Annotated in this window: 25 protein-coding genes; 14 read left to right on the top strand and 11 right to left on the bottom strand. The window is 67.9% G+C overall.

The features are described 5' to 3' along the window. Window positions 1-35 precede the first annotated feature (35 nt). Together AB7878_RS15800 and AB7878_RS15795 are read left to right on the top strand one after the other, a co-directional pair. Window positions 36-1526, top strand: coding sequence for an efflux transporter outer membrane subunit (locus AB7878_RS15800; protein ID WP_369495278.1), 1491 nt, complete (start codon window positions 36-38; stop codon window positions 1524-1526). A 78-nt stretch (window positions 1527-1604) separates the two neighbouring features. Then, window positions 1605-2933, top strand: coding sequence for a carbohydrate porin (locus AB7878_RS15795; RefSeq protein WP_369495277.1), 1329 nt, complete (start codon window positions 1605-1607; stop codon window positions 2931-2933). 42 nt (window positions 2934-2975) lie between these two features. Here the strand turns inward: AB7878_RS15795 and AB7878_RS15790 are convergent, their stop codons facing one another. After that, window positions 2976-3584 carry a class I SAM-dependent DNA methyltransferase gene (locus tag AB7878_RS15790; RefSeq protein WP_369495276.1) on the bottom strand — a complete coding sequence of 203 codons (609 nt, stop codon included), beginning with the start codon at window positions 3582-3584 and terminating at the stop codon, window positions 2976-2978. 166 nt (window positions 3585-3750) lie between these two features. Between AB7878_RS15790 and AB7878_RS15785 the strand changes: the two genes are divergently transcribed. Next, entirely contained in the window at window positions 3751-5349 is a 1599-nt protein-coding gene (locus tag AB7878_RS15785) for a DUF1800 domain-containing protein (protein WP_369495275.1), read from the top strand. A gap of 222 nt (window positions 5350-5571) precedes the next feature. Then, window positions 5572-6771: a DUF1501 domain-containing protein gene (locus AB7878_RS15780; protein ID WP_369495274.1), complete on the top strand. Its 1200-nt coding sequence runs from the start codon at window positions 5572-5574 to the stop codon at window positions 6769-6771. 307 nt (window positions 6772-7078) lie between these two features. Here the strand turns inward: AB7878_RS15780 and AB7878_RS15775 are convergent, their stop codons facing one another. After that, entirely contained in the window at window positions 7079-8056 is a 978-nt protein-coding gene (locus AB7878_RS15775) for a bifunctional helix-turn-helix transcriptional regulator/GNAT family N-acetyltransferase (protein ID WP_369495273.1), read from the bottom strand. Window positions 8057-8276: 220 nt separating this feature from the next. Here AB7878_RS15775 and AB7878_RS15770 point away from each other — a divergent pair, with 220 nt between their 5' ends. Then, a complete protein-coding gene (locus AB7878_RS15770) occupies window positions 8277-8810 on the top strand; it encodes a M48 metallopeptidase family protein (protein WP_369495272.1) in 534 nt (177 codons plus the stop codon). A 2-nt stretch (window positions 8811-8812) separates the two neighbouring features. Next, a complete protein-coding gene (locus tag AB7878_RS15765) occupies window positions 8813-9463 on the top strand; it encodes a DUF6348 family protein (protein WP_369495271.1) in 651 nt (216 codons plus the stop codon). A 30-nt stretch (window positions 9464-9493) separates the two neighbouring features. Here AB7878_RS15765 and AB7878_RS15760 read toward each other — a convergent pair whose 3' ends face one another. The 7 genes from AB7878_RS15760 to AB7878_RS15730 all read right to left on the bottom strand — a co-directional run bounded on the left by AB7878_RS15760 (window position 9494) and on the right by AB7878_RS15730 (window position 15313). Next, window positions 9494-10324 carry a hypothetical protein gene (locus AB7878_RS15760; RefSeq protein WP_369495270.1) on the bottom strand — a complete coding sequence of 277 codons (831 nt, stop codon included), beginning with the start codon at window positions 10322-10324 and terminating at the stop codon, window positions 9494-9496. A 258-nt stretch (window positions 10325-10582) separates the two neighbouring features. Then, window positions 10583-10939: a hypothetical protein gene (locus AB7878_RS15755; RefSeq protein WP_369495269.1), complete on the bottom strand. Its 357-nt coding sequence runs from the start codon at window positions 10937-10939 to the stop codon at window positions 10583-10585. Window positions 10940-11002: 63 nt separating this feature from the next. Beyond that, the gene (locus AB7878_RS15750; protein WP_369495268.1) at window positions 11003-11341 is read right to left on the bottom strand and encodes an HVO_A0114 family putative DNA-binding protein; all 339 of its coding nucleotides are present in this window, start codon (window positions 11339-11341) and stop codon (window positions 11003-11005) included. Between the two features lie 251 nt (window positions 11342-11592). Continuing rightward, window positions 11593-13395 carry an amidohydrolase gene (locus tag AB7878_RS15745; RefSeq protein WP_369495267.1) on the bottom strand — a complete coding sequence of 601 codons (1803 nt, stop codon included), beginning with the start codon at window positions 13393-13395 and terminating at the stop codon, window positions 11593-11595. 132 nt (window positions 13396-13527) lie between these two features. Beyond that, window positions 13528-13974 (bottom strand): DUF1579 domain-containing protein, encoded by a 447-nt coding sequence (locus tag AB7878_RS15740; protein ID WP_369495266.1) that lies wholly within the window; start codon window positions 13972-13974, stop codon window positions 13528-13530. A 2-nt stretch (window positions 13975-13976) separates the two neighbouring features. Continuing rightward, window positions 13977-14912: a sensor domain-containing protein gene (locus AB7878_RS15735; protein ID WP_369495265.1), complete on the bottom strand. Its 936-nt coding sequence runs from the start codon at window positions 14910-14912 to the stop codon at window positions 13977-13979. Next, a complete protein-coding gene (locus AB7878_RS15730) occupies window positions 14912-15313 on the bottom strand; it encodes a PadR family transcriptional regulator (protein WP_439653810.1) in 402 nt (133 codons plus the stop codon). Before AB7878_RS15730 ends, AB7878_RS15735 begins: the two co-directional genes overlap by 1 nt. A gap of 109 nt (window positions 15314-15422) precedes the next feature. Between AB7878_RS15730 and cycA the strand changes: the two genes are divergently transcribed. From cycA to AB7878_RS15695, 7 genes are all read left to right on the top strand, one after another. Then, window positions 15423-16817, top strand: coding sequence for a D-serine/D-alanine/glycine transporter (gene cycA / locus AB7878_RS15725; RefSeq protein ID WP_369495264.1), 1395 nt, complete (start codon window positions 15423-15425; stop codon window positions 16815-16817). A 66-nt stretch (window positions 16818-16883) separates the two neighbouring features. Beyond that, the gene (locus AB7878_RS15720; RefSeq protein ID WP_369495263.1) at window positions 16884-17810 is read left to right on the top strand and encodes a 2OG-Fe(II) oxygenase; all 927 of its coding nucleotides are present in this window, start codon (window positions 16884-16886) and stop codon (window positions 17808-17810) included. Window positions 17811-17870: 60 nt separating this feature from the next. Beyond that, window positions 17871-18803: a peptidylprolyl isomerase gene (locus tag AB7878_RS15715; protein WP_369495262.1), complete on the top strand. Its 933-nt coding sequence runs from the start codon at window positions 17871-17873 to the stop codon at window positions 18801-18803. 182 nt (window positions 18804-18985) lie between these two features. After that, window positions 18986-19561, top strand: a complete 576-nt coding sequence (locus AB7878_RS15710; RefSeq protein WP_369495261.1) for a class I SAM-dependent methyltransferase — start codon at window positions 18986-18988, stop codon at window positions 19559-19561. A 251-nt stretch (window positions 19562-19812) separates the two neighbouring features. Then, window positions 19813-20454 carry a PadR family transcriptional regulator gene (locus AB7878_RS15705; RefSeq protein WP_369495786.1) on the top strand — a complete coding sequence of 214 codons (642 nt, stop codon included), beginning with the start codon at window positions 19813-19815 and terminating at the stop codon, window positions 20452-20454. A gap of 86 nt (window positions 20455-20540) precedes the next feature. Beyond that, window positions 20541-21338 carry a siderophore-interacting protein gene (locus tag AB7878_RS15700; protein WP_369495260.1) on the top strand — a complete coding sequence of 266 codons (798 nt, stop codon included), beginning with the start codon at window positions 20541-20543 and terminating at the stop codon, window positions 21336-21338. Between the two features lie 62 nt (window positions 21339-21400). Further along, window positions 21401-22330 (top strand): DMT family transporter, encoded by a 930-nt coding sequence (locus tag AB7878_RS15695; protein WP_369495259.1) that lies wholly within the window; start codon window positions 21401-21403, stop codon window positions 22328-22330. Here the strand turns inward: AB7878_RS15695 and AB7878_RS15690 are convergent. Then, window positions 22312-23229, bottom strand: coding sequence for a LysR family transcriptional regulator (locus AB7878_RS15690; RefSeq protein WP_369495258.1), 918 nt, complete (start codon window positions 23227-23229; stop codon window positions 22312-22314). The genes AB7878_RS15695 and AB7878_RS15690 overlap by 19 nt on opposite strands. Window positions 23230-23346: 117 nt before the next feature. On the opposite strand from AB7878_RS15690, the gene AB7878_RS15685 reads away from it, so the two are divergent. After that, complete coding sequence (locus AB7878_RS15685) at window positions 23347-23988, top strand: NAD(P)-dependent oxidoreductase (protein WP_369495257.1); 642 nt, start codon at window positions 23347-23349, stop codon at window positions 23986-23988. Window positions 23989-24009: 21 nt separating this feature from the next. Here the strand turns inward: AB7878_RS15685 and AB7878_RS15680 are convergent, their stop codons facing one another. Then, window positions 24010-24276, bottom strand: coding sequence for a metal/formaldehyde-sensitive transcriptional repressor (locus AB7878_RS15680; RefSeq protein ID WP_369495256.1), 267 nt, complete (start codon window positions 24274-24276; stop codon window positions 24010-24012). Window positions 24277-24290 lie beyond the last annotated feature (14 nt).

Raw genomic sequence — 24290 nt, 5'->3', positions numbered from 1 at the left:
GCCGCTCGCCGTGCGCGCCGCCACCAGGTGTTCCGATGAAGACACTCGCCATTCACTCCTTTCGCTCGCTGCTCGTGCTCGGCGCGGCGCTGCTCGCCGGCTGCATGGTCGGCCCCGACTTCCACCGCCCCACTCCGCCCAAGGTCGCGCGCTACACCGCGCAGCCCCTGCCCGCCACGCTGGGCAGCGGCGACGATGCCCAGCGCCTCGTCGCCGGACAGGACGTGCCGGCGCAATGGTGGATGCTGTTCCACTCGGAGCAGCTCGACGCGCTGATCGCGCAGGCGCTCCAGGCCAACCCCGGCCTCGCCGCGGCGCAGGCCGCGCTGCGCCAAGCACAGGAGGCGCAGGCCGCCGGCCGTGGCGCGCTGTATCCCAGCGCAAGCGCGGACTACAACGTGAGCCGCCAGCGCGTTGCCGGCACGCTGGCCAGCCCCGCCGCCTCGGGCTACGACTACTACACCTTGCACACGGCCCAGCTCAGCGTGTCGTGGGCGCCCGACCTGTTCGGCGGCAGCCGCCGCCAGCTCGAAGCCTTGCGCGCGCAGACCGACGTGCAGCGCTACCAGCTCGAAGCCACCAAGCTCAGCCTCGCTTCGAACGTGGCGGTCGGCGCGATCAACGCCGGCAGCCTGCGCGCGCAGATCGCCGCCACGCAGGCCATCGTCGACAGCCAGCGGCAGACGCTGGATTCGCTGCGCCGCCAGTTCGCGCTGGGCGCCGTGCCGGAGGCGGCGGTTGCCGCGCAGCAGGCTACGCTGGCGCAGGCGCAGGCCACGCTGCCGCCGCTGCAGAAACAGCTCGCGCTGCAGGACGACGCGCTGGCCGCGCTGCTCGGTCGTGCGCCTGCCGATCAGCCCGACACCACGCTGGCCCTCGCCGACCTGCACCTGCCTGCCGAGCTGCCGCTCAGCCTGCCCTCGCGGCTGGTGGAACAACGCCCCGACGTGCGCGCCGCCGCGGCACAGCTGCACGCGGCCAGCGCGCAGGTGGGCGTGGCCGAGGCGAACCGCCTGCCCAGGTTCACGCTGAGCGCCAATGCGGGCAGCTCGCCCACGAAGATCAGCGACCTGTTCAGCCACGGCACGGTGTTCTGGAACCTTGCCGCCGATGTCAGCCAGCCGCTGTTCGACGCCGGCAGCCTGAAGCACCAGCAGCGCGCCGCCGAAGCCGCGCTGGATGCGGCGAAGGCGCAATACCGCGGCACCGTGATAGCCGCGCTGCAGAACGTGGCCGACAGTCTGTACGCGCTGAAGTCCGACGCCGACGGGCTGGCCGCGGCGCAGCTCGCCGAACAGGCTGCCGTGCGCAGCCTCGCCATCGCGCAACGCCAGTTCGCGCTGGGCGACGTGGACCACCTCGCCGTGCTGCAGGCCGAACAGGCGCAGCAGCAAGCCGTCGTCGCGCTGGTGCAGGCGCAGGCCAGCCGCTACGGTGACACCGTCGCGCTGTACCAGGCGCTGGGTGGCGGCTGGTGGGAACATCGGGAAACCGCCGTCGCCCCGGCGCACGCCGGGGCCCAGTGACACCTACCCGTCGAAACCAGGACACTGGATGCCTGCCTGCGCAGGCATGACGCGCGGAGAAGGAACCAGCCACACACCATGCGCCCGACCTCCCTTCCCCTGCTGCTCGCCGGCGCGCTCGCGCTGGCCGGCACCGCGCATGCCGATGATGCGCCGCTGTTCGTCCCGCAATGGCTGGGCGCGCAGTACACCTTCGTCGACCAGCACCAGGGCCGCGTGCATTCGCCGTACGCCGGCGCGATGAGCCTGCACCCGCAGGGCGACACCGAACGCTCGCATACCTTCGGCGCCTACTTCGGCGTGGCGCTGCCGTGGCACCTGGCGTTCTACTTCGACGTGGAGATGTTCCGCGGCGAAGGTGTCAGCGGCGCCACCGGCCTGGGTGGCCTCACCAACGGCGACGTGATCCGCGCCGGCGTGGCCGGGCTGGGCCGCGGCGCCTACGTGGCGCGGCGCTACCTGCAATGGTCGCTGCCGCTGGGCGTGGACAGCGAAACGGTGGAACGCAGCCAGGACCACCTGCCCGGCACGCAGGCCACCCGGCGCCTCGACGTGAAGCTGGGGAAGCTGGCGGTCAACGACGACTTCGACCGCAACCGCTACGCCAACGGCACACGCATCCAGTTCATGAACTGGGGCCTGTTCAACGCCACCAGTTGGGACTTCGCCGCCGACACCCGCGGCTACACCGACGGCCTGATGCTGGCCTGGGTCAACCCGACCTGGACGCTGCGCTACGGCGTCTACCGCATGCCGTACGAGGCGAACGGCCAGCGGCTGGAAAGCGACCTGTTCCACGCACGCGGCGAGCAGCTGCAACTGAGCCTGCATCCGCAACCCGATGGCTGGGTACTGCGCCTGCTCGCCTTCCGCAACATCGCGCGCATGGGCAACTACCGCGATGCCCTTGCGCAGGCGCTGGCCACCGGCACCACGCCGGACGTGCACGCCGACGACGCCCCCGGCCGCCGCAAGTTCGGCTTCGTCGTCAACGGCGAACTGCCGCTGGCCGACGGCGGCGACACCGGCCTGTTCGCCCGCGCAGGCTGGAACGACGGCCACACCGAATCCTTCGTGTTCACCGAGGTGGACCGCACCGCAAGCTTCGGCTTCCAGCTCTCCGGCGTGCACTGGGGCCGCAGCGCCGACCATCTCGGCATGGGCTTCGCGCTCAACGCGCTGTCACCCGCGCACCGCGACTATCTCGAAGCCGGCGGCAGCGGCTTCGTGCTGGGTGATGGCAAGCTGAACTACGCGCACGAGGAAATCTTCGAGCTGTATTACAGCTACGCGCCGTTCGCGCACCTCACGCTCAGCCCCGATTTCCAGTGGATTCGCCATCCGGGCTACAACCGCGACCGTGGGCCGGCGGCATTCGCGGGGTTGCGTGCGCACGTGGAGTTCTGACACCTCGCTCCCCTCTCCCACAAGTGGGAGAGGGGAGAACGATCACGCGGGCATCTGCGCCCGCTCCAGCGCCGCGATATGCCGCTCCAGTCGCGGCCCGAGGTAGCAGTGCGAGCCGCACGGCAGCAGGCCCACCTCGCCGAACTCGTGCAGATACCAGCCCGGTGCGCGCGCCACGAAACCGTGGTGGTCGCCGTCCACGTCGTCGTGGCTGGTGAAGAGTTCGAGGAAGGCGATGCCTTCCAGCATTTCGGCTATGCCGATGAGGCCCGCACGGATCTCCGCTCGCTTCAGGTAGTGCAGCACGTCGGTGCACACGATCAGGTCGAAGCGCGTGTCGAAGCGCAGGTGTTCGAGCTGGCCGAAGCGCGCGAGGCCGAGGTTGCGGCTGCGCCCGTAACGCGCCACCGCGTACTCGCTGGCGTCCAGCCCGCGGTAGTCGAGGCCGGGCCTGAGCGCACGCAACGGCGCGCGCCAGGTGCCTTCACCGCAGCCCACGTCCAGCACGTTGCGGATCGGCCGGCCGAGGTAGTACTCCGCCTGCGCCACCACCATCGCGACCTTGCGTCTGAGCTCGGCCGGCGACCCCACCGCATGTGCGGGGTCGCGGTACCACTTGTCGAAATAGGCGCGGTCGTAGGTCTTGGGCATCGCATCGCTCCGGCGGGGAGCGCATGGTAACCGGCGCACCGTCACGCAAGTTGCTGCGAAAGATGAATCGCCAGCGAATCCGCCCGATGCGTCACGGCGGCATGGTCATCCGCTGCGGCATCCTCGCCGTTGAAGCCACCCGACACCCTCGCCGGAGAATGGACGCATGCCTGCCGCACCGCCACGCCGCCGCAGCCTCGCACTGGGCCTGTTGCTGACCTGCCTGCCGGTACTGGCCTGCGCCGGCCAAAGCACGCCGCAGCAGCGCATGCCAACATCCACCGTCACCGCGAAGGTGGATGGGCTGAGTCTCTCCGACATCGCCTGGCTGCGCCGCGACGGTTTCGGCCTGGACAGCGCCACGCTGGCGCATTACCGCCAGCTCGGCCGCACGCGCTTCCTCGACGAACAGTTGGCCGGCGGCGACGACACGCTGCCGCCACAGGTCGCCGCGCAGATCCGCGCCTTGTCCGTGGTGAACACGCCGCTGCCCGAGTTGTGGGCAGATTTCCGCGAGCGCCAGAAGCAGTACAAGGACACGCCCGCTGGCCCGGCCAAGGACACTGCGAAGAAGGCGCTTGCGCAATATCGCCGAGGGCTCGAACAGCAGGCCGCGCAGGCCGAGCTGCTGCACGCGATCTACGGCGGTGACCAGCTCAAGGAGCAGTTGGTGTGGTTCTGGCTGAACCACTTCAGCGTGTACGCGAACAAGGGTCCGGTGCGCGTGTTCGCCGCCGACTACGAGGAAAACGTGATACGCCCGCGTGCGCTGGGCAAGTTCAAGGATCTGGTGATGGCCACGCTGAAGAGCCCGGCCATGCTGGTGTTTCTCGACAACGTGCACAACGTCAAGGACAAGACCAACGAGAACTACGCGCGCGAGCTGATGGAGCTGCACACGCTGGGCGTGGGTTCGGGCTACACCCAGGCCGACGTGCAGCAGCTGATGCGCGTGCTCACCGGCGCCGGCATCGTGCCACCCAGGCTCGCCGCGCGCGAGGGCCGCTTCGCGCGCATGCCGCCCGGCGTCGTGCGCGAGGGCCTGTTCCAGTTCAACTCGCGCCAGCACGACTACGGCGACAAGAGCTTCCTCGGCCAGACGATCAAAGGCAGCGGCTACGCCGAGATCGAGCAGGCGGTGGACCTCATCACGCAGCAGCCCGCTTGTGCGCACTTCGTCTCGCAGCAGCTCGCGGAGTACTTCATCGCCGACAAGCCCTCGCCCATCTTGGTGGACGCGATGGCGCAGACCTTCCAGCGCACGGACGGCGACATCGCTGCGGTGCTGCGCACGATGATGCTGTCGAAGGAGGCCGCCGCGGTGGGCGGGCAAAAGTTCAAGGACCCGACGCGCTTCCTGGTTTCGGCGATGCGCCTCACCTACGACGGCCAGCCCATCCCCAACGCCGCGCCGCTGGTGAACTGGCTGCGCCAGATGGGCGAGCCGCTGTACGGGCGCATCACGCCGGACGGCTGGCCGCTGGATTCGGCGAGCTGGACCGGCTCGGGCCAGCTGAGCAAGCGCTTCGATTTCGCCCGCGTGATCGGCAGCGGCCGCAACCGGCTGTTCGTGGATGACGGCGGCGACGCGAATGCCGCGAACGACCCACCACCCGGCGCGCCCGACCTGCAAGGCTCCACGCTGTACCGCGACGCGATCGCACCACGACTCTCCGATGCCACCCGCGACGCGCTCGCCAAGGCGAAGTCGCCGATGGAATGGAACACCTTCCTGCTGTCTTCGCCCGACTTCAACTATCGCTGACGCCCCTTCCCTGCACACAGCCATGCCCCGTACCCAAGCCATCTGCCGAGACGTCATGCCCGCGAACGCGGGCATCCATGTTGATCTTCGGCTAGACCGGAAATGGATGACCAGCGCTTTGCGCTGTTGTGAGTCGCCTCCCGCGTTCGCGGGAATGACGTCATTCAGAGTCGGGGCATGGCTGCAAGCAGGGGACGCCAAACCATCATCGAGATATCCGCCATGAACCGCCGCGAATTCCTGCTTGCCACCGCCGGCGCAGCCGCCGCTTCCACGCTGTCGTTCTCCGGCCGCCTGTTCGCCGCGCCCGCGAATACGCCACGCTTCCTGCTGGTGTTCCTGCGCGGCGGCTACGACTGCAACAACCTGCTGGTGCCCTGCGGCAGCGACTTCTACTACGCCTCGCGACCCACGCTCGCGATCAAGCGCCCCGACGCGAATGATCCCGACAGCGCCGTGGCGCTGGACGCAAACTGGGGCCTCAACCCGGTGGTGCGCGACTCGCTCTACCCGCTGTGGCAGAAGAAGCAGCTCGCCTTCATTCCCTTCGCCGGCACCAACGACCTCTCGCGCAGCCACTTCGAGACGCAGGACCACATCGAACGCGGCCAGCCGGTTGGCGTGAGCGGCAACTACCGCTCCGGCTTCCTCGCACGATTGTCAGGCGTGCTCACCGGCGTGCCGGCCATCGCCTTCACCGACAACCTGCCGCTGTCGTTCCAGGGTGCGGCGCGCGACATTCCCAACATCGCGCTGAAGGCCGATCCCAAGGCGCACTTCGACGAACGCCAGGCGGCGATCCTTGCCGGCATGTACAAGGGCACCGCGCTGGCCCAGGCCAGCGCCGATGGCCTCGCGCTTCCGCAATCCATCTCGAAGGATCTGCGCGACGAGATGGTGGCGGCCAGCCGCGGCGCCCCCAGCGCGCACAACTTCGCCGCCGAGACACGGCGCATCGCCACCTTGATGCGCGACCAGTACCGCCTCGGCTTCGTCGACGTGGGCGGCTGGGACACCCACGTCAACCAGGGCAGCACCAAGGGCGGCCTCGCCAACAATTTGAAGAACCTAGCCGAAGGCCTCGCCGCCTACGCCGACGCGCTGGGCGACGCCTGGAACGACACCACCGTGGTGGTGCTCTCCGAATTCGGCCGCACCTTCCGCGAGAACGGCGACCGCGGCACCGACCACGGCCATGGCACCGTGCACTGGGTGCTGGGCGGCAAGGTCGCCGGCGGCCGGATCGCCGGCGAGCAGATGGCGGTCACGCAGGCGACCCTGTTCCAGAACCGCGACTACCCCGTCCTCAACGACTACCGCGACGTGCTGGGCGGGATGTTCGCGCGGCTGTGGGGACTGAACCCGAACCAGTTGCAGACGGTGTTTCCGCAGGCGAAGGCCAGGGACTTGCGACTGGTGTGAGCGCGCCATGCCGAGGCAGGTCTGAACAATCGGCCTCTTGTTCGTCATTCCTGCGAAAGCAGGGTATTCAACAGACGCAGGTCTGGTCATCCAGTGCTCTTGCCTTCAATGACTTGAAGGCACTGGATCCCGGCTTGACCAGCCCTTCGGCTGTTGAAAAGCGCTTCGCCGGGATGACGAGCAAAATCAGAGCATCTCCAGCGTCGTTGCGCGCTACGGATTGCCGCCGCCGGCCGGGAGGATCGGACGCAGATGCCGCCACAGTTGCGGACGTCGCCACCGCGACGCACCGCGTGCCCTGGAACACTTACAAACCCGCAGTCTGTTTCGGAGCGTCCGGGAAGTACCGCATCGCGACGTCGCAGCGTTCGTACTCGGCGCCGTACCGGGCCATGATTTCCTTGTCGTGCCGAAAGCCGAGCTTCTCGTACAGATGCACGGCGGCGGCGCAACGCTTGTTGGTGAGCAAATACAGGGGATCGGCATGCATGGCCATGGCGCGACGGACGATCTCGGCCAAGAGGAACTCGCCGGCCTTCAGGCCGCGCGCACTCTCGCGCACACCCATCTTGGTCAGCTCATAGGCGCCCGGGCCGGAGCGCAGCAGCGCGCACGCGCCGACGATGCCCAACCCGCGCGCCTCGACGAAAAGGATCGCGCCACCGGCGTCGATGATCTTCTCGCGCGGATGGTTCAGGACTTCGTTGTCGACCGCTTCGAGGTGGAACATGGCATTGATCCACTCGGCATTGATGTCGCGGAACTCCCCGGCGAGCGTGTCGTCGTACTCGCGGATCGTGAGGACTTCGCGGCTGCTGCGTGCGGCGAGGACATCGATGGGCGCCGCGGACAACACGTTTTCCAGTTGGCTGATCTGCTCCATGAAGGCGTCGAGCCCGCCATCCATCAAGGCATGAACGGCATCCTCCACCGCCGGTATGACGTGCAAACGGGCGCGCGCCAGCGCGGTGACTCCGGCTGGCGTCAGCGACACCGAGCGCTTGCGCTGATCGACACCTTGCTGCGATTGCACCAACCCCATCTCGACCAGCTGGCGCACGCCACGCGTGACGCCGGGCTGGCTCGTGCCCACGGCCTGCACCAGCTCCCCCACCGTCAACGCCTGCCCATCCAGCGCGGAAAGCAGGGGCATGTGGCTGGGTTGCATCGGCAAGCCCGCATCCGTGGTGAGTCGCGCCGCACCCGCCTGCATGCGCTCGCCGAGACGTTTGAGGCGACTGCCCAGGTAGGCAGGCCCAAGCTCGCGCAAAACATCGGTAGCCATGATACATACCTCGTTATATACCGTTGCATGTTTGTACTCCTCGCCTTCGCTGCCTGCAAGCCACCGCAGGTGTCGATGCATGGCGCAGCGCTGGCAGAGCCGGGATGTTCCGATGGCCTCGATGCATCTGCGCGGCCACCACGATCTTCCGCCCGTATCTGCTTCCGCGTGACGGCTTTCGCCCGATACCTGCGCATCGGCGCAATGCGAGAATGCGCCGATGACCCCGTTGAAGTATCTCCAGGCGTACCCGCCTGCCCTGCAGGACAAGGTGCGCCAGCTGATCGCGCAGCAGCGCCTTGGCGAACATCTGGCCACGCGCTATCCGGGCCGCCACGACGTGCAAAGCGACAAGGCGCTGTACGCCTACGTGGCCGCGCTGAAACAGCAGCACCTGAAGACCGCGCCGGGCATCGACAAGGTGCTGTACGACAGCAAGCTCGACGTGGTGCAGCGGGCGCTGGGCCTGCACACCGCGATCTCGCGCGTGCAGGGCACACGGCTCAAGGCGAAAAAGGAGATCCGCGTGGCCAGCCTGTTCAAGGCTGCCGCGTCGGAGTTCCTGCGGATGATCGTGGTGCACGAGCTGGCGCACCTGAAGGAAACCGAGCACAACAAGGCGTTCTACCAGCTGTGCGAGTACATGCTGCCGGACTACCACCAGCGGGAATTCGACCTGCGCCTGTACCTCACCTGGCGCGAGTTGCCCGCGACCGAATTGCCTTCAACACACGCCACCGACCCACGGGAATGACGATGGATAGCGCGGCACTGCAGAAATACCTGTTGCGACTCTTCGAGCGGCACGACGTGCAGCTCGATGCCGACGAGGACGGCTGGCTGACCACCGACGGCGACTTCCCTACCGTGCGCGCCCAGTGGCAGGAAGGCGCGGCCGGCGCGCCGGGTCACCTCGATATCGACGTGGTGCTGAGCGAGGAACGCAGTATCGAGGAAAGCTTCGCCGGCCACGGTGGCGGCACGGACGGCTGCATGGCCGCCCTGCGCGCGTTCGAGCACAGCGCGCTCCATCCGCTGCTCGCCGCCTGCTGGTACGTCACCGACGACCGCAAGCTGACAATCACGTCATGGGAGATCGGCATACGCACTTGGGACGTGTTCGCCGGCCCCTTCGCGCTGCACGGTGCGGACATCACCGACCTGGAGATGCTGGAACAGGTGCCGGCAGCGATCGAGTCCGCGCTGCAGCGCGAAGCCTTGACGCCCGAACTGCACTGGCTACGTCTGGTGTACCGCCGGACAACCGATGGCGAAGCGCGCTGCGAAGTCCTGCTCGACAACGAGCCATGGAAGGCGGGGACCGATGCGCTGGCCACCTTGGCGTGGCCGCTGGGCGGCGACTACGGCGCGCATGGGTTTGTGGTGATGGATGTGCGGGATTATTGAGTGGGTGGCACACACCTTTTTGCAGGCTTTTTACTGGGTGGTGGCCCAGCGGCTATCCTCACGTGAGGCGGCGTACGCGGCCTCCAAGAGTTTGATGTTTGAAAGTTGTGGATTAGCGAAACGTTTCAGATTCTCCTGCATGATCTGCTTGTTCTGACCGTAACTAATATCAGGATGCTGCGCAACGAACGCCGGCTCAACGAAGTCCCAATCGTCGCCAGTCTGCGCTTCACCAACGGACGTACTCCAATTGAGGTCATCTGGGATCCCTTCAGCAGCATGTGGCGCAATTGTCACAGCTGGCGCAACGATGTGATAACCCGAAGGCAGACCCAACGTCGATATAGTTTGCCCACTAGCAGGCTCCGGCGACGCAGGTGCCGAAGAAGTAGCTGACACCATGGATGAATCAACTGACGTCAGTTGGGTAGTCTCTGCGGCAGCTGATGCAACACGATCATGCAGGCTTATTCGCATACCAACTCCAGCCAATATGGCGACCAGGATCGTGGCTAGCGCGTATACCCATGGGGTATGTTGTTTCGTGAGTGAGCACAATCCGTAACTTGCCAGTGCGAGTATCGCCGCACAACCAATCGTCGCTCCCAGCGACTGGGTGGCTACGTCTGTGCTCCCTGTGTGGGAAAAGACCATCAACCACACACCTGCAAGTGCGCCTATGACTACGCAGACCAGCGCATTGTTGCTTCGACGATTTCGTGTCGATTCTTGCGATTCATGAGCCACGACATCCCCCTTAACCGTCCAGAAAGAGCAAATGTGAGTCTGGCGTTTGAGCTGTGTACCTGCATCCTGACCGCAGAGCGGCGAGGTTCGCTGCAAAAACGCGGGCAGGTTCACTTACCTCGGTTGTTGCCCCACTGTACTGCGTGCTGCGCAATAGCGGGAAGATCGAAGTGCGGTTGGCGAGCCGTGCCCCAACCGTATCGCGCCGCCCGCCATCAGCACCCACCGCCTCCCAACCATTCCCACGTCAGGCATTGTTCCCGCTCATTTCCCCGCGTTGGCATGGCCCCGAGCCGGCGACTACGGCGCGCATGGGTTTATGGTGCCGGATGTGAGGAGCCACTGAGCGGGCAGGGCACGTTGTCCCTCATTTTATGGCGCCAATGATGAATCCTCCGGTTTGACGGTCGTGACGGTAGCGCCGAGCACCTGCACGCCAATTTGAATTCCATCATGCAGGGTCGCGTGATGCACCAAGCCTGTAACTTCACCCTCCTCATTGCGATTCAGTGTGACCTTCTGCCCTTGCCCTTGCGCCTCAAGCATGCGAGCTGGTAGCTCGACCTTTGCCCGAAGTTCTTTAATCTGGCTGCGCAGTTCTTTGCTACTGCCACGCGCGAACCACCAGCTGACGCCGTAGCCGATCATGCCTCCCCCTAGGATGCCGACTACCAACGCAATAGTAGGATCACCAAAGATCTGGTTGAGCCAAATGTGCAGAGGCGACATGTTCGATCTCCCGAAAACATGGTCAAGAAAAAGATGTCAGGGACAATGTCTGGGCGCAGTGCCTCAAGCCGCCTTCAAAGTGAAATCCACATGCACGGCGTCGTAAGGGAAGCACACGCCCTGCGCCGTGCGTTCGAGCACGCCTGCGTCGATCAAGGCAGTGACGTCGCCGTGCACGCTCTTCACGTCGCGCTCCACGCGGCGCGCCACTTCGCGGATGGACAGCTCGCCCTGCCCGGTCATGGCGCGCAGGATTTCCCAGCGCTTGGCGGTGAGCACCTTCCACAGCAGCTCGACCGTGGCGAAGGTGATGAACTCGCCCTGTGCCTGTCCGGCCAGCGCAGCAGCGAGGCGCCGCTTGCTGGCGGCACGCGAGGAAACGCCCAGGGTCACGGTTTTCATGCTTTGGCCTCCCATGCTTCCACGTCCGCCCAGAAATCATCCTGCAGTGCCGCAAGTTCCCCTACCCCGTTCGTGCTGAGCGTAGCCTGCGACAGCAGGCGAAGTCGAAGCACCGCGTCGCGGTGCCCTTCGACTCCGGCGCTGCGCGCCTACGCTCAGGGCGAACGTGAAATTTCCAGACTGAGATTCGACACAGGTGAAAGGTAAGAGATGCCGAGCTCAATCCCTTGAGCCAACCATCACTCCGCCCCTCAATTCACATGATCAAACTCCGGCATGGCTTCGAACAGCTGCCCGCTGCGCCACGTCTCGGCCCCCTTTCGCTGATACACCACCTTGCCCCCCACCACCGTGTACAGCACCCGCGTGCGCAGGATCTGGTCGTCGGGGATGGTCAGCAGGTTGCCGGAGAACACCACCAGGTCGGCGAGTTTGCCGGGGCTGAGTGAGCCGAGTTGGTGGTCCTCGAACAGCGCGTAGGCGTTGTTCCAGGTGTAGGAGCGCAGCGCCTGCATGCGCGTCTTGTCCTGGGCGGGGAAGAAGCGCTGGCCGCGGCCGTTGTCGCGGGTTGCCGCGCAGTAGAAGCCGGCGATGGGGTTGGTGTCTTCCACCGGGGTGTCGCTGCCGTCCAGCACCATCACGCCGCTCTCGATCAGCGTGTGCCACACGTAGGCGCCCTCCTTCGCTCGCTGCTCGCCGAGGTGGGGCACCACGTAGGGCGCGTCCGAGCAGGCGTGGATGGACTGCATCGAGGCGATCACGCCCATCTGCGCGAAGCGCGGGATGTCGGCAGGCGCCAGGTGCTGCGCGTGTTCGATGCGCCAGCGCAGCGCGTGCGCGGCGGGGTATTCGTCGAAGATCTGCTGGTACATGTCCAGCACTTCGCGGTTCGCGCGGTCGCCGATCGCGTGGATCGACACCTGGAAACCGTCGCGCGCGGCGATGCGCGCGATCTGCGCCAGCGTGGCCATCGGCGTGACGTTCTTGCCGGTGACGCCCGGCGCGTCGTTGTAAGGCTTCAAGAACCACGCGCTGTGCGTGCCCAGCGCGCCATCGGACACATCCTCGCCCACGCCGCGCACGGTGAAGTGGTCGTCGGCGTAGCCGATCGTGCGGTACCTGGCGAGGTTCTTGTCGAGGCTGGCGACGTCCAGCACGCCGACGTTGACGTACAGACGCAGTGGGAAGCCCTTGGCCGCCTGCTGCTTCAGCCAATCGATCGTCTGGAAGTCCTGGCCCATGTCGACGAAGCCGGTGATGCCCTTGCTCACCTCGTTCTGCATGGCGAGCTTCAGCGACTGCTCCCTGCGCGCGGCCAGCTCCTGCGGCGGCAGGCTGGCGAGGTAGCGGTTGTAGGCGGCGTACACCGCGTCGCCCGCGGTGTCGCGCAGCGCGCCGATGGCGTTGCCCTGCGCGTCGCGCACGATGCTGCCGCCGACGGGATCGGGCGTGTCGCGCGTAATGCCGGCAAGCTTCAGTGCCGCGGCGTTCGCGTAGATCGCATGGCCGCTGGTGTGCGCGAGCAGCACGGGGTTGTTCGGCGACACCGCGTCGAGGCTGGCCGGCAGCGGCAGGCCGTCGATGTTGGGCTGCGGCACCTTGTTCCATTTGCTCTGCTGCCAGCCCTGGCCGACGATCCACTCGCCCGGCTTGGCCTTGGCCACCGCGGCCTTGACCATCGCCACGATGGCGTCCCAGTTCGGCGCCATGCCCACGTTGAGCTGCATCAGCGAGTCGCCGGTGTCCATCAGGTGGCCGTGGCCCTCGATGAAACCGGGGGTGACGAAGGCGCCGTGCAGGTCCAGCACCTTGGTGTGCGGACCGATGTAGTGCGCGATGGCTTCGTCGCTGCCCAGCGCGGCGATCTTGCCGTCCTTCACCGCCAGCGCCTGCGCGTGCGGCTGCAGCGGATCGAGCGTGGCGATGCTGGCGTCGCGCAATACCAGGTCGGCGGGCGTCAGCGCGGGCGGGAAGCCCTTGATCGGCGCGTCGGCGGCGGTGGCCGCCAGCGACGCCAGGAGAAAAGCCGGAAGCCAGCAGCGACGGAAGCGCATGGTGTTCCCCGATGAGCGCACAGGTGCGCCGGGGCAGCGTAGGAAGCTCGCCCGGCGGGGTCAACCGCCATGGGTCATCGAAAGCACCCACTCCAGCCTCCCCGCACGCAGGGGAGGGAGCAGAGCTGATGGCTACCTGATACGCCGATAGCAGCCCTGCATCACCAGCTCCCAGTGCACGCCGCCGTCGAACGAGCTCTCCAGCGTCAGCTCGCAGGCATCGTCGCGGAAGGCATAGGTGTGCCTTGTCTGCCCGCGCGGCGAACTGCGCAGGAACACCAGCCGCGCGCCGTCCCAGTGCCCCGGCGCCGGTTGCGCGGGCACGAAGCCGTAACTGTCGAACCAGTAGAGCGCGTACTCGTCGTGCCCGGGGCCGGCGGTGAACACGGCGTGCGCCTGCAACGCGGGTTTGCCGTCGCGCTCTTCGCGGTAGTCGTGCAGCAGCGCGCGACCGCCGAGATCCAGGCGGGCGGAAAAGCATCCCCGCGCCTGGCCACCTTCACCCCAACGCGTGGTGGCGATGGTCTCATCACCTTCCCATTCGCCAACCAGCAAGCCCAGCGCGTTCTCCATCGCCATGGTCACGCCCTCTGCACCAGCAGGTGCTTGGCGAGCTGGCCGTGCAGGTAACCCAGGCCACGCACCACGTGCAGCAGCAGGAAGAACAGCAGCAGGCCCAGCAGGCACAGCACGGTCGCGCCGCCCCAGCCGCTCAACCATTCGACGCCGCCGCAGATCCACTCGGGCGCGCCGACGCAGGTGCCCACGTCCCAATGCCCCAGCACGGCGACCAGCTTCAGGATGGGTGCAGCGATGAAGCTCAACGACACGGCGAGCCAGGTCACGATCAGCGTGAAGTAGAAGATGCCCAGCGGCAGCAACAGCAGCGCGTACAGCATCGAGCTCCAGCTGCGCGGGTCGGTGAACATCGCGCCGATGCGCTGGAACAACGACATGTGCTTCTGCGGGTACGGCGGCCGGCGCGGCATGCGCACGCCCAGCATGGTTTCCACCAGGCGCCCTTCCAGCAAGGCCAGTCCACGCACGCTGCCGAAGAACAGCACGATGAATGGCAGGCCGATGATGAGTACCGAGAAACCCGCCGACATCGAGAGGCCGGCGACCACCCAAGTGAAATACGCGATGCCGGTGACCAGGCCGAACAGCAGGTAGAACAGCGCGCCCCAGGCGCGCGGGTCGGCGATCACGCCGAAGAAGTGGCCGGCGGCCGAGCGCCGCTTCGGCGGCGGCGGCGGGCGGATCGCGCGCTGGATCCTGATCTCCTGGTCGCGGTAGATCTCGGCCACCTCGTCCGGCGCGCCGTAGCTCTCCACCACGTGTTCGAGCATCGCGGCCTCGTCGCGGCCGGGGCGCTCGTAGAGTTCGGCGCGCAGGTGTTCCTCGGCGTCGTACAGCGCGTCCTGGATCAGCGCGGGGTCGGCGCCGCGCAGCGCGGCGCGCAATTGTTCGAGGTATTCCGCGATGGTGCGCGGCGGATGCTGGCTCGATGCGTTCATCACCACTCTCCCTGCAACAGCTTGTCGACGGAATCGCGGGTGGCGCTCCACGCGGCAACCCACTCGCGCAGCACCTCGCGACCCAATTTCGTGATGCGGTAATAGCGACGCGGCGGGCCGCTCACCGAAGGCTCCACCTCGCTGGCCAGCAGGCCCGCGCCCTCCAGGTTGCGCAGCACCGGGTACAGCGCGCTCTGCTTGCCGGCCAGCACGCCCTCGCCCGCCTCCTCCAGCCGCTTGGCGATCTGGTAGCCGTACAACGGCTGGCGCGACTGCCCCAGCACCGCCAGCAGCACCAGCGACACGGTGCCGGCGGACAGCTCCTTCTGGAATTTCTTCAGTTGGCCGTCGATCTCGTCCACGCACTCGCCTGCACTGCTGCTTAGCTTGGACTGAAGCATAGTGTTGACTTCGACCTAGTGCATGCGCCGGAAGTCATGTGCACGCGCCATTGGCGGGAATCGGGGCTTTCTTCTATCGTGGCGACCCGTCCACGACCTCGGCGCCCGCATGACCGCATCCACGCAGCAACCGGAGCACCTGAGGCGCAGCCTCTCCAACCGCCACCTGCAATTGATCGCGCTGGGCGGCGCCATCGGCACCGGGCTGTTCATGGGCTCGGGCAAGACGATCAGCCTGGCCGGGCCGTCGATCCTGCTGGTCTACCTCATCATCGGCGTGATGCTGTTCTTCGTGATGCGCGCGATGGGCGAGCTGCTGTTGTCGAATCTGGAATACAAGTCGTTCATCGACTTCTCCACCGACCTGCTGGGGCCGTGGGCCGGCTTCTTCTGCGGCTGGACGTACTGGTTCTGCTGGATCGTCACCGCGATCGCCGAGGTGATCGCGATCGCCGCCTACGTGCAGTTCTGGCTGCCGCACCTGGCGCCGTGGATACCGGCGCTGCTGTGCGTGCTGCTGCTGCTCAGCCTGAACCTGGCGACGGTGCGGATGTTCGGCGAGCTGGAATTCTGGTTCGCGCTGATCAAGATCGTGGCGATCATCGCGCTGGTGCTGGTCGGCTTCGCGCTTGTGGCCTGGGGCTTCCACTCGCCGGCCGGCAACAAGGCTTCGCTGGCCAACCTGTGGAACGACGGCGGCCTCTTCCCGCACGGATTGAGCGGTTTCTTCGCCGGTTTCCAGATCGCGGTGTTCGCCTTCGTCGGCATCGAACTGGTGGGCACCACCGCGGCCGAGACCGCGGACCCGCGGCGCAACCTGCCCAAGGCGATCAACTCGATCCCGGTGCGTATCATCATCTTCTACGTGCTCGCGCTGGCGGCGATCATGGCGGTGACGCCGTGGCGGCTGGTGGAGGCGGACAAGAGTCCGTTCGTGGAGCTGTTCGTGCTGGCCGGCATCCCCGCCGCGGCCAGCCTGATCAACTTCGTGGTGCTGACCTCGGCCACCTCCTCGGCGAACAGCGGCATCTTCTCCACCAGCCGCATGTTGTACGGCCTGGCCGGCGAGAACCACGCGCCGAAGGCGTTCGCGCGCCTGTCCAAGGCGGCGGTGCCCTCGCTGGGCCTGCTGTTCTCCTGCTTCTGCCTGCTGCTGGGCGCGGCGCTGATCTACCTCGTGCCCAACCTGATGACGGCGTTCACCCTGGTCACCACGCTGTCTGCGGTGCTGTTCATGTTCGTGTGGTCGCTGATCCTGTGCGCCTACATGGCCTACCGGCGCCAGCGCCCGCAGCAGCACGCGGACTCGGCGTACAAGATGCCGGGCGGCGTGGTCATGTGCTGGGTCTGCCTGGCGTTCTTCGCGTTCGTGCTGGTGCTGCTGTGCCTGCAATCCGACACCCGCGCCGCCCTGCTGGCCAGCCCGGTGTGGTTCGTGCTGCTGGGGATCGGCTACGCGTGGAAGCGCCGGCGCGCCGGCAAGCCTGCGCTCGGCGGGAAGTGAGCGCGCGCCGCGGAGCGCGGCCTCAAGCCAAGTAGAATGGCGGGTCATTCGCCGCCGGGAAGACGCATGCAGGGTTCAACGGAACTGTCGATCATCCATCCGCGCGTGCTGGAATGCGCCGAGGCCTGCCGTAACGAGTTCGTCTCGGCGGCGCCATTCCCGCACGTGGTGATCGACGATTTCCTCGCCCCGGATTTCGCCGCGGCGCTGCTGGACAACTTCCCCGCCTTCGAGCGCGGCAACGCGGTGGGCGACGACGGCAAGCCGGGCGGCAAGTCCACGCTGGCGAAGATCCGCCAGCTCGGCCCGGTCTGGCAGCGGCTCGACGACGCGATCCAGAGCCCCGGATTCCTCGAAGCGGTAGGCAAGCTCACCGGCATCGAAGGCCTGATCTACGACCCCTGGTATCTCGGCGGCGGCACCCACGAGAACCGCGACGGGATGAGCCTGGACCCGCACGTGGATTTCAACTACCACCCCAGCGAACGCTGGCACCGGCGGCTCAACCTCATCGTCTACCTCAACCCGCAGTGGGAGGAGTCGTGGGGCGGCTGCCTGGAACTGTTCCGCGACCCGCACGCCGATGCGCGCCCCGCGCGTTCGGTGGCGCCTGCGTTCAACCGCTGCGTGATCTTCGAGACCTCCGAGCGCTCCTGGCACGCATTCAACCGGATCGAGCTGCCGCCGGAGCATGCCGCGCTCACCCGCCGCTCCATCGCGCTGTACTTCTACACCAGGGATCGCCCCGCCGCGGAAACCGCGCCGCGCCACACCACGTATTACGTGAGCCGCCAGCTGCCGCCGCACCTGGATGAGGGCCGCACGCTGTCGCGCGGCGACGTGGCCGAGATCCGGCAGCTGATCGAGCAGCGCGACGGGCACATCCGCCTGCTCTACGCCGAGAACACGGCGCTGCGCCAGGCCCAGGATGCCGGCCTCACCGGCCACCTGCTGTACCTGGCCAAGCGCGCCTTCGTGCGCTTCCGCAAATAGCGCACACGCGAGCCGGCTCCTGCTACCGTGCCGCGACGCCAGCCATCCGGGGAGACCAGCATGCGCCATCACCTTGCCGCCGCCATCGCGATGGGGCTCGCCTTCGCAGCGACACAAACCTTCGCCGCGCAGGACAAGCCAACGCCCAGCGCGAAGGACATCCTGGCGGCCTCGAAGCCTTCCGAGTGGCGCACGCCCGATCCGACCAACCTGCTCTACATGCAACTGCCCGCCGGCCGCGTGGTGATCGAGCTGGCGCCGGACTTCACCCCGTTGCACGCGGCGAACATCCGCACCCTGGTGCGCCAGGGCTACTTCGACGGCCTCGCCATCGTGCGCGTGCAGGACAACTTCGTCACCCAGTGGGACGACCCGAACGGCGACGACGGTGGCGACAAGGCGAAGATGCATTCGCTGGGCAAGGCCAAGGCCACCTTGCCGCCGGAATTCACCCGCCCGATCGACACCAGGCAGCCGTGGACGCCACTGCCCGACGGCGACGTCTATGCGCCGCAGGTCGGCTTCTCCGGGGGCTTCCCGGTGGCGCGCGACCCGGCCAAGGGCAAGGAGTGGCTGGTGCAGTGCTACGGCATGGTCGGCGTGGCGCGCGACGTGGCTCCCGACAGCGGCAACGGCAGCGCGCTGTACGCCGTCATCGGCCAGGCGCCGCGCCGGCTGGACCACAACCTGGCCGTGGCCGGCCGTGTGCTGCAAGGCATGCAGTACCTGTCGGCACTGCCGCGCGGCACCGGGCCGATGGGCTTCTACGAAAAGGCCGGCGAACGCACGCCCATCCTGTCGGTGAAGCTCGCCGCCGATCTGCCGCCCGCGCAGCGTGAAAACATCCAGGTGCTGCACACCGGCAGCGCCAGCTTCGCCGCGCTGATCGACGCCGCACGCCATGGCCACAACGCGTTCTATCCCACGCCAGTGGGCAAGCTGGGCATCTGCGACATCCACGCGCCGGTGCGGGTGGACGGGAAGCCGTTGTGACATGGCGTGCCGTCGCGAACATCGGCCCCGCTGAGCCATTCCCGCGAAATTCCGGCGCGTGGCGGCGGCAAGCCGGTGACACCGCGAGCGTGACGACGGACACGGCGGCATAACCGTATCCGAACATCCGGTTTGGCCGTTCCGGTTATGGTGACCGCCATGCGCCGAGCGGCCCGCCATCGATGCCACTGAACGACCATCTGCATCTGCTGCGCGCCTGGTTGCGTGATCCACGCAGCGTCGGTGCGCTGGCGCCGTCCGGCCCCGCGCTGGCGCGGCTGATGACCGCCCACGTCGACCACGCGCACGGCCCGGTGATCGAACTGGGCCCCGGCACCGGCGTGTTCACCCGTGCCCTGCTGGAACGCGGCCTGCCCGGACACCGGCTGGTGCTGGTGGAGACCGATCCGGTGCTGGCCGGCGCGCTGGCGCAGCGCTATCCGCACGCGCGCGTGCTGCGCATGGATGCCGCCGGGCTGGGCCACGCCTCGTCGCTGTTCGGCGACGAGCGTGCGAGTGCCGTGATCAGCGGCCTGCCGCTGCTGTCGATCCCCGCCGACAAGGTCGCCGCCATCGTCGAGGGCGTGTTCGAGCGCCAGCTGCAGCCCGACGGCGTGCTCTACCAGTTCACCTACGGCCTGCGCTGCCCGGTGCCGCGCGCGCTGCGGCAGCGGCTGGGGCTGGAAGCGGAACGCGTCGGCGGCGCCTGGCTCAACCTGCCGCCGGCCTGGGTCTGGCGCATCCGCCGTCGGGGCTGAAGCCTGTGCAGGAGCGCACCCTGTGCGCGAAGGGCGAGGAGTGAGTGAAGAGAAGTGAGTAGATAGGGAAAGCCAAGGCCGCGCTGCATCCCGCTCCTCTCTCACTTCTCACTCCTCTTAACTCACTCCTTCCATCCCACCCGTCGCGCACAGGGTGCTCCTGCACGAGCGGCGCGTTGCATGCTCTTGCGAAAGACATATCTACGATATATCGTGAGAACACTTTCGATATATCGGAGTCAGTCGTGCGCATGCATTCGCTGTTCCATCATTTCAGGCACCACCCTCACCACGGCTTCCACGCCTTCGACATGGAGAGCGGCGAGCACGGCTGCCATGCCGGCCGCCACGGACCGTTCGACGAGCCACGCGGCGGCGCCGACTTCGGCGGCTGGGGCGGGCTGCGCGGCGGCGGTCGGCGCGGCGGCGGCCGCATGTTCGGCCACGGCGACCTCAAGCTGCTGCTGCTGGCGCTGATCGAGCAGCAGCCGCGCCACGGCTACGAGCTGATCCGCATGATCGAGGAGATGTTCCACGGTCAGTACACGCCCAGCCCCGGCGCGATCTACCCCACCTTGTCCATGCTGGAAGACATGGGCTACGCGCAGGTGGAGAGCGAAGCGGGCAACCGCAAGCTGTACGCGATCACCGCCGAGGGCCGCGCCTTCCTCGACGAGAACCGCGCCGCGGTGGACGCCGCGACCGCGCGCACCGAGCACAGCGCGAAGCTCGCGGCGAAGATGGCTGCGCCGATGCGTGTGCGCAAGGCCATGCATGCGCTGAAGCACGCCCTGCTGATGCGCACGAGCTGGGACAAGGCCGAAGCCGAACGCGTGGCCGCGGTCCTCGAACGCGCCGCCAGCGAGATCGCCGCCGGCCGGCCGCAGGACTGAACCACGCCACGCCGCCGCGCCCCACGACGGCGCTCCCCCGCGCGCCAGCCATCGCCACGCGCCCGCTCCCCACGAGGTATCCCGTGATGGCATCCCACATCCACCGGCGCCTGCGCCACGACGTCGCGCTGCGCACACTGGCCGTGCTGCGCGTCGAGCCTCTCTCCCCGCACATGCGGCGGATGACGTTAGGCGGCCCCGGGCTGCACGGCTTCCTGAGCGCCGCGCCCGACGACCATGTGAAGCTGTTCTTCCCCAACCGCGACGGTGAACTGGTGCTGCCCGTGCTCGGGCCCAACGGCCCGGAATTCCCTGCCGGCCGCGAACCTTCGCCGATGCGCGACTACACCCCGCGCCGCCACGACGCCGCGCGCGGCGAGCTGCTGATCGACTTCGTGCTGCACGGCGACGGCCCCGCGTCGAACTGGGCCATGCAAGCCGCGCCGGGGCAGTGCCTGGCTGCCGGCGGCCCGCGCGGTTCCCACGTGATCGCGGACGACTTCGACCGCTACGTGCTGATGGGCGACGAGACCGCCCTGCCCGCGATCGGCCGCTGGCTGGAGGAACTGCCCGCCGGCGCGCGTGCCACCGCGCTGATCGAGATTCCCGAGGCCGCCGACCGCCAGTCGTTGTCCTCGCGCGGCGAAGTCGAGATCCGCTGGCTCGCACGCGACGGCGCCGAACACGGCGAACTGCTGGAACGTGCGCTGCAGGAACTGCCCGCCACCGAAGGCGACACGTTCTACTGGATCGCCGCCGAATCGCGCCGCGTCCGCGCGATGCGCCAATGGCTGGACCAACGCGGCGTGCCGAAGGACTGGATCAAGGCCACCGGCTACTGGCAGGCCCACCCGGAGGATGCGGAAGACGAGTCACGCCACTGAGCACGGCGGCATGCAGGCCGCGACGCTAGAATGCCGGTTCCTCCTCCCGACACACCGCATCCATGCAGTCCGTCAGCAAGGCCCGTCTGCAGATCCACTTCTGCGTCCTGCTGTGGGGCTTCACCGCGATCCTTGGCAGGCTGATCTCCCTGCCCGCGCTGCCGCTGGTGTGGTGGCGCATGCTGCTGGTGACGCTGGCGCTGCTGCTGATGCCGCGGGTGTGGCGCGGCCTGCGCGCGATGCCGGCGCGGCTGCGCTGGGCCTATGCCGGCATCGGCGTGCTGGTGTCGCTGCACTGGCTCACGTTCTATGCCGCGATCAAGCTCGCCAACGCCTCGGTGGGCGCCACCTGCATCGCGCTGGGGCCGGTGTTCCTGGCCTTCGTCGAGCCATGGATCGCCAAACGCCGCTTCGACCCGCGTGAGCTGCTGATCGGCGTCGCCGTGGTGCCCGGCGTGGCGCTGGTGGTGGGTGGCGTGCCGACGGACATGCGCCTCGGTATCGCGGTGGGCGTGCTGTCGGCGCTGTTCGTGGCCTTGTTCGGCTCGCTCAACAAGCGCCTGGTGGAGCACGGCGACCCACTCACCGTCACCTGCATCGAGCTGGGCACCGGCGCCGTCTTCCTCACCCTGCTGGCGCCGCTGCTGCCGCACGCGGGCCCGGCCTTCGTGCTGCCGGACGCGCACGACGCCGTGTTGCTGCTGGCGCTGGCCTTCGGCTGCACGCTGTTGCCGTTCACCCTGGCGCTGGTGGCGCTGCGCCACATGAGCGCGTTCGGCACCCAGATGGTGACCAACCTGGAGCCGGTCTACGCGATCGTGCTGGCGATGCTGCTGCTCGGCGAGCAGCGGCAACTTGACGGCTGGTTCTACGCCGGCGTGGCGGTGATCCTGGCCGCGGTGTTTGCGCATCCCCTGCTGCACCGCGTGCGGCGCGGACCGCGGCAGACCGAGCTGCTCGGCACCACCGAGAGTCACAACATGGTCGACTGACGCCGGGGCGTCGGCGCGATGCCCGCGCGCAGATGGTCGATGAAGGTGCGCACCTTCGCCGATGGCGCGTGGCCCGGATACACCGCGTGGAAACTGCCCTCGGGCAGGCGCTGCGCAGGCAGCAATGGCTTCAGCCGGCCGGCCTGCAGGTCGGCCTCCACCATGAAGTCGGGCAGCACGGCCAGCCCCGCTCCGGCCAGCGCCATCGCGTGCACCGCCGCCGCGCTGTCGGCCTGTGCGCGCGGCGTCAGGCGCACGCGCTGCTGCGTGCCGTCGCGCGCGGTGAAGTTCCAGCGCAGCGGCGAGGACAGCACCGACAGCACGACCGCGTCGTGCGCTGCCAGCTCCTGCGGCCGCCGCGGCGTGCCGCGCGCGGCGAGATAGGCCGGCGCCGCCACCAGCAGCTGGCGGAAGCCCGCCAGCCGCACCGCGCGCAGGCCGGAGTCGCGCAATGGCCCGCCGCGGATCGCCAGGTCGAAGCGCCCGCCGATCAGGTCGCTGATCCCGTCGTCGAGCACCAGTTCGGCTTGCACCTGCGGATGCAGGCGCAGGAAGCCGGCCAGCGCGGGCGCCACCACCGCGGCGCCGTAGTTCACCGGCGCGGCGAGGCGCAGCGTGCCGCGCGGCGTCTCGCGGTTCTCGCCGACACGCTCAATGGCGGCCTCGGCCTCACCGAGGATGCGCGCGCAGTCGGCATGGAAGGCTGCGCCCGCCTCGGTCAGCGCCATGCACCGCGTGCTGCGCACCAGCAGGGTCACGCCCAGCTCCTGCTCCAGCCGCGCCAGGTGCTGGCTCACCATCGCCTTGGTCAGGCCCAGCTGCGCCGCCGCCGCGGTGAACGAGCCGGCACGCACCAGCGCCACGAACACCGCCAGCCGGTTGAGATTGATCCCGTCCATCGTCGCTCGCCACGTTGTAAAGCATGACTTTACAGTGAATTGTCAGGGCGATGATTTATCGCGCCAATCATCCGGCGCATGCTGTGCGTCGCCAGTTGATCCCCTCCGGAGCATTCCATGAAAATCGCACTGTTCGGCGCCACCGGCCATCTCGGCCAGGGCATCCTCGACGAGGCGTTGTCGCGCGGCTGCGAGGTCGTCGCGATCGTGCGCGATCCCGCGCGCCTCGCCACGCACCACGACAGGCTGACCGTCGTCACCGGCGACGTCGCCCGGCCCGCCGGCTGGCTCGATGCCGCGCACGGCAGCGACGCCGTGATCGCCAGCCTGTCCGCGCGACGCGACGGCAACAACGACAGCGTGCCGGCCGCCGCGCGTACCCTGCTGGACAACCTGCCGAAGGCCGGCGTGCGGCGCCTGCTGTGGGTAGGCGGCGCCGGTTCGCTGGAAACCGCGCCGGGCGTGAAGGTGATCGACGATCCGAACTTCCCCGCCGCGTGGAAGCCGGAGGCCGAGGCACAGGGCCGGGCGCTGGACGTGTTCCGCACCAGCCACGCCGACGTGGACTGGACCTATGTCAGCCCGGCCGCGCTGATCGAGGATGGCGAGCGCAGCGGCAAGTACCGCGTCGGCGGCGACCAGTTGCTGGTCGATGGCAACGGCGTCAGCCGCATCACCGTTCCCGACTACGCGGCCGCCCTGCTCGATCGCATCGAGAAGCACGACGCGCTGCGCCAGCGCATCACCGTCGCCTACTGAGCGCGGCCCGTCGCGTCGGCGTCATTTCAGGTAGCTGCGCAACACCGCCATGACCGGCTCCAGTTCGGCCTGACCGCGCCGGTTCGCCGGCGCAACGTGCTCGCGCAGGTGCCCTTCCAGCACCTGCAGCATCAGGCCGTTGACCGCGCCGCGCACGGCCGCCAGCTGGTGCAGCACGGCGCCGCAATCGGCGTCCGGCGTCAGCGCGCGTTCCAGCGCGGCGACCTGCCCGCCGATCCGTCGCACACGCGCGACGAGCTTTCGGTTGTCCTTCGCCAGATGAGCCATCGCGTTCTCCCGCA

The sequence above is a fragment of the Rhodanobacter humi genome (assembly GCF_041107455.1).
GTDB lineage: Bacteria > Pseudomonadota > Gammaproteobacteria > Xanthomonadales > Rhodanobacteraceae > Rhodanobacter_A.
This window is presented reverse-complemented; position numbering and strand designations above follow the sequence as displayed.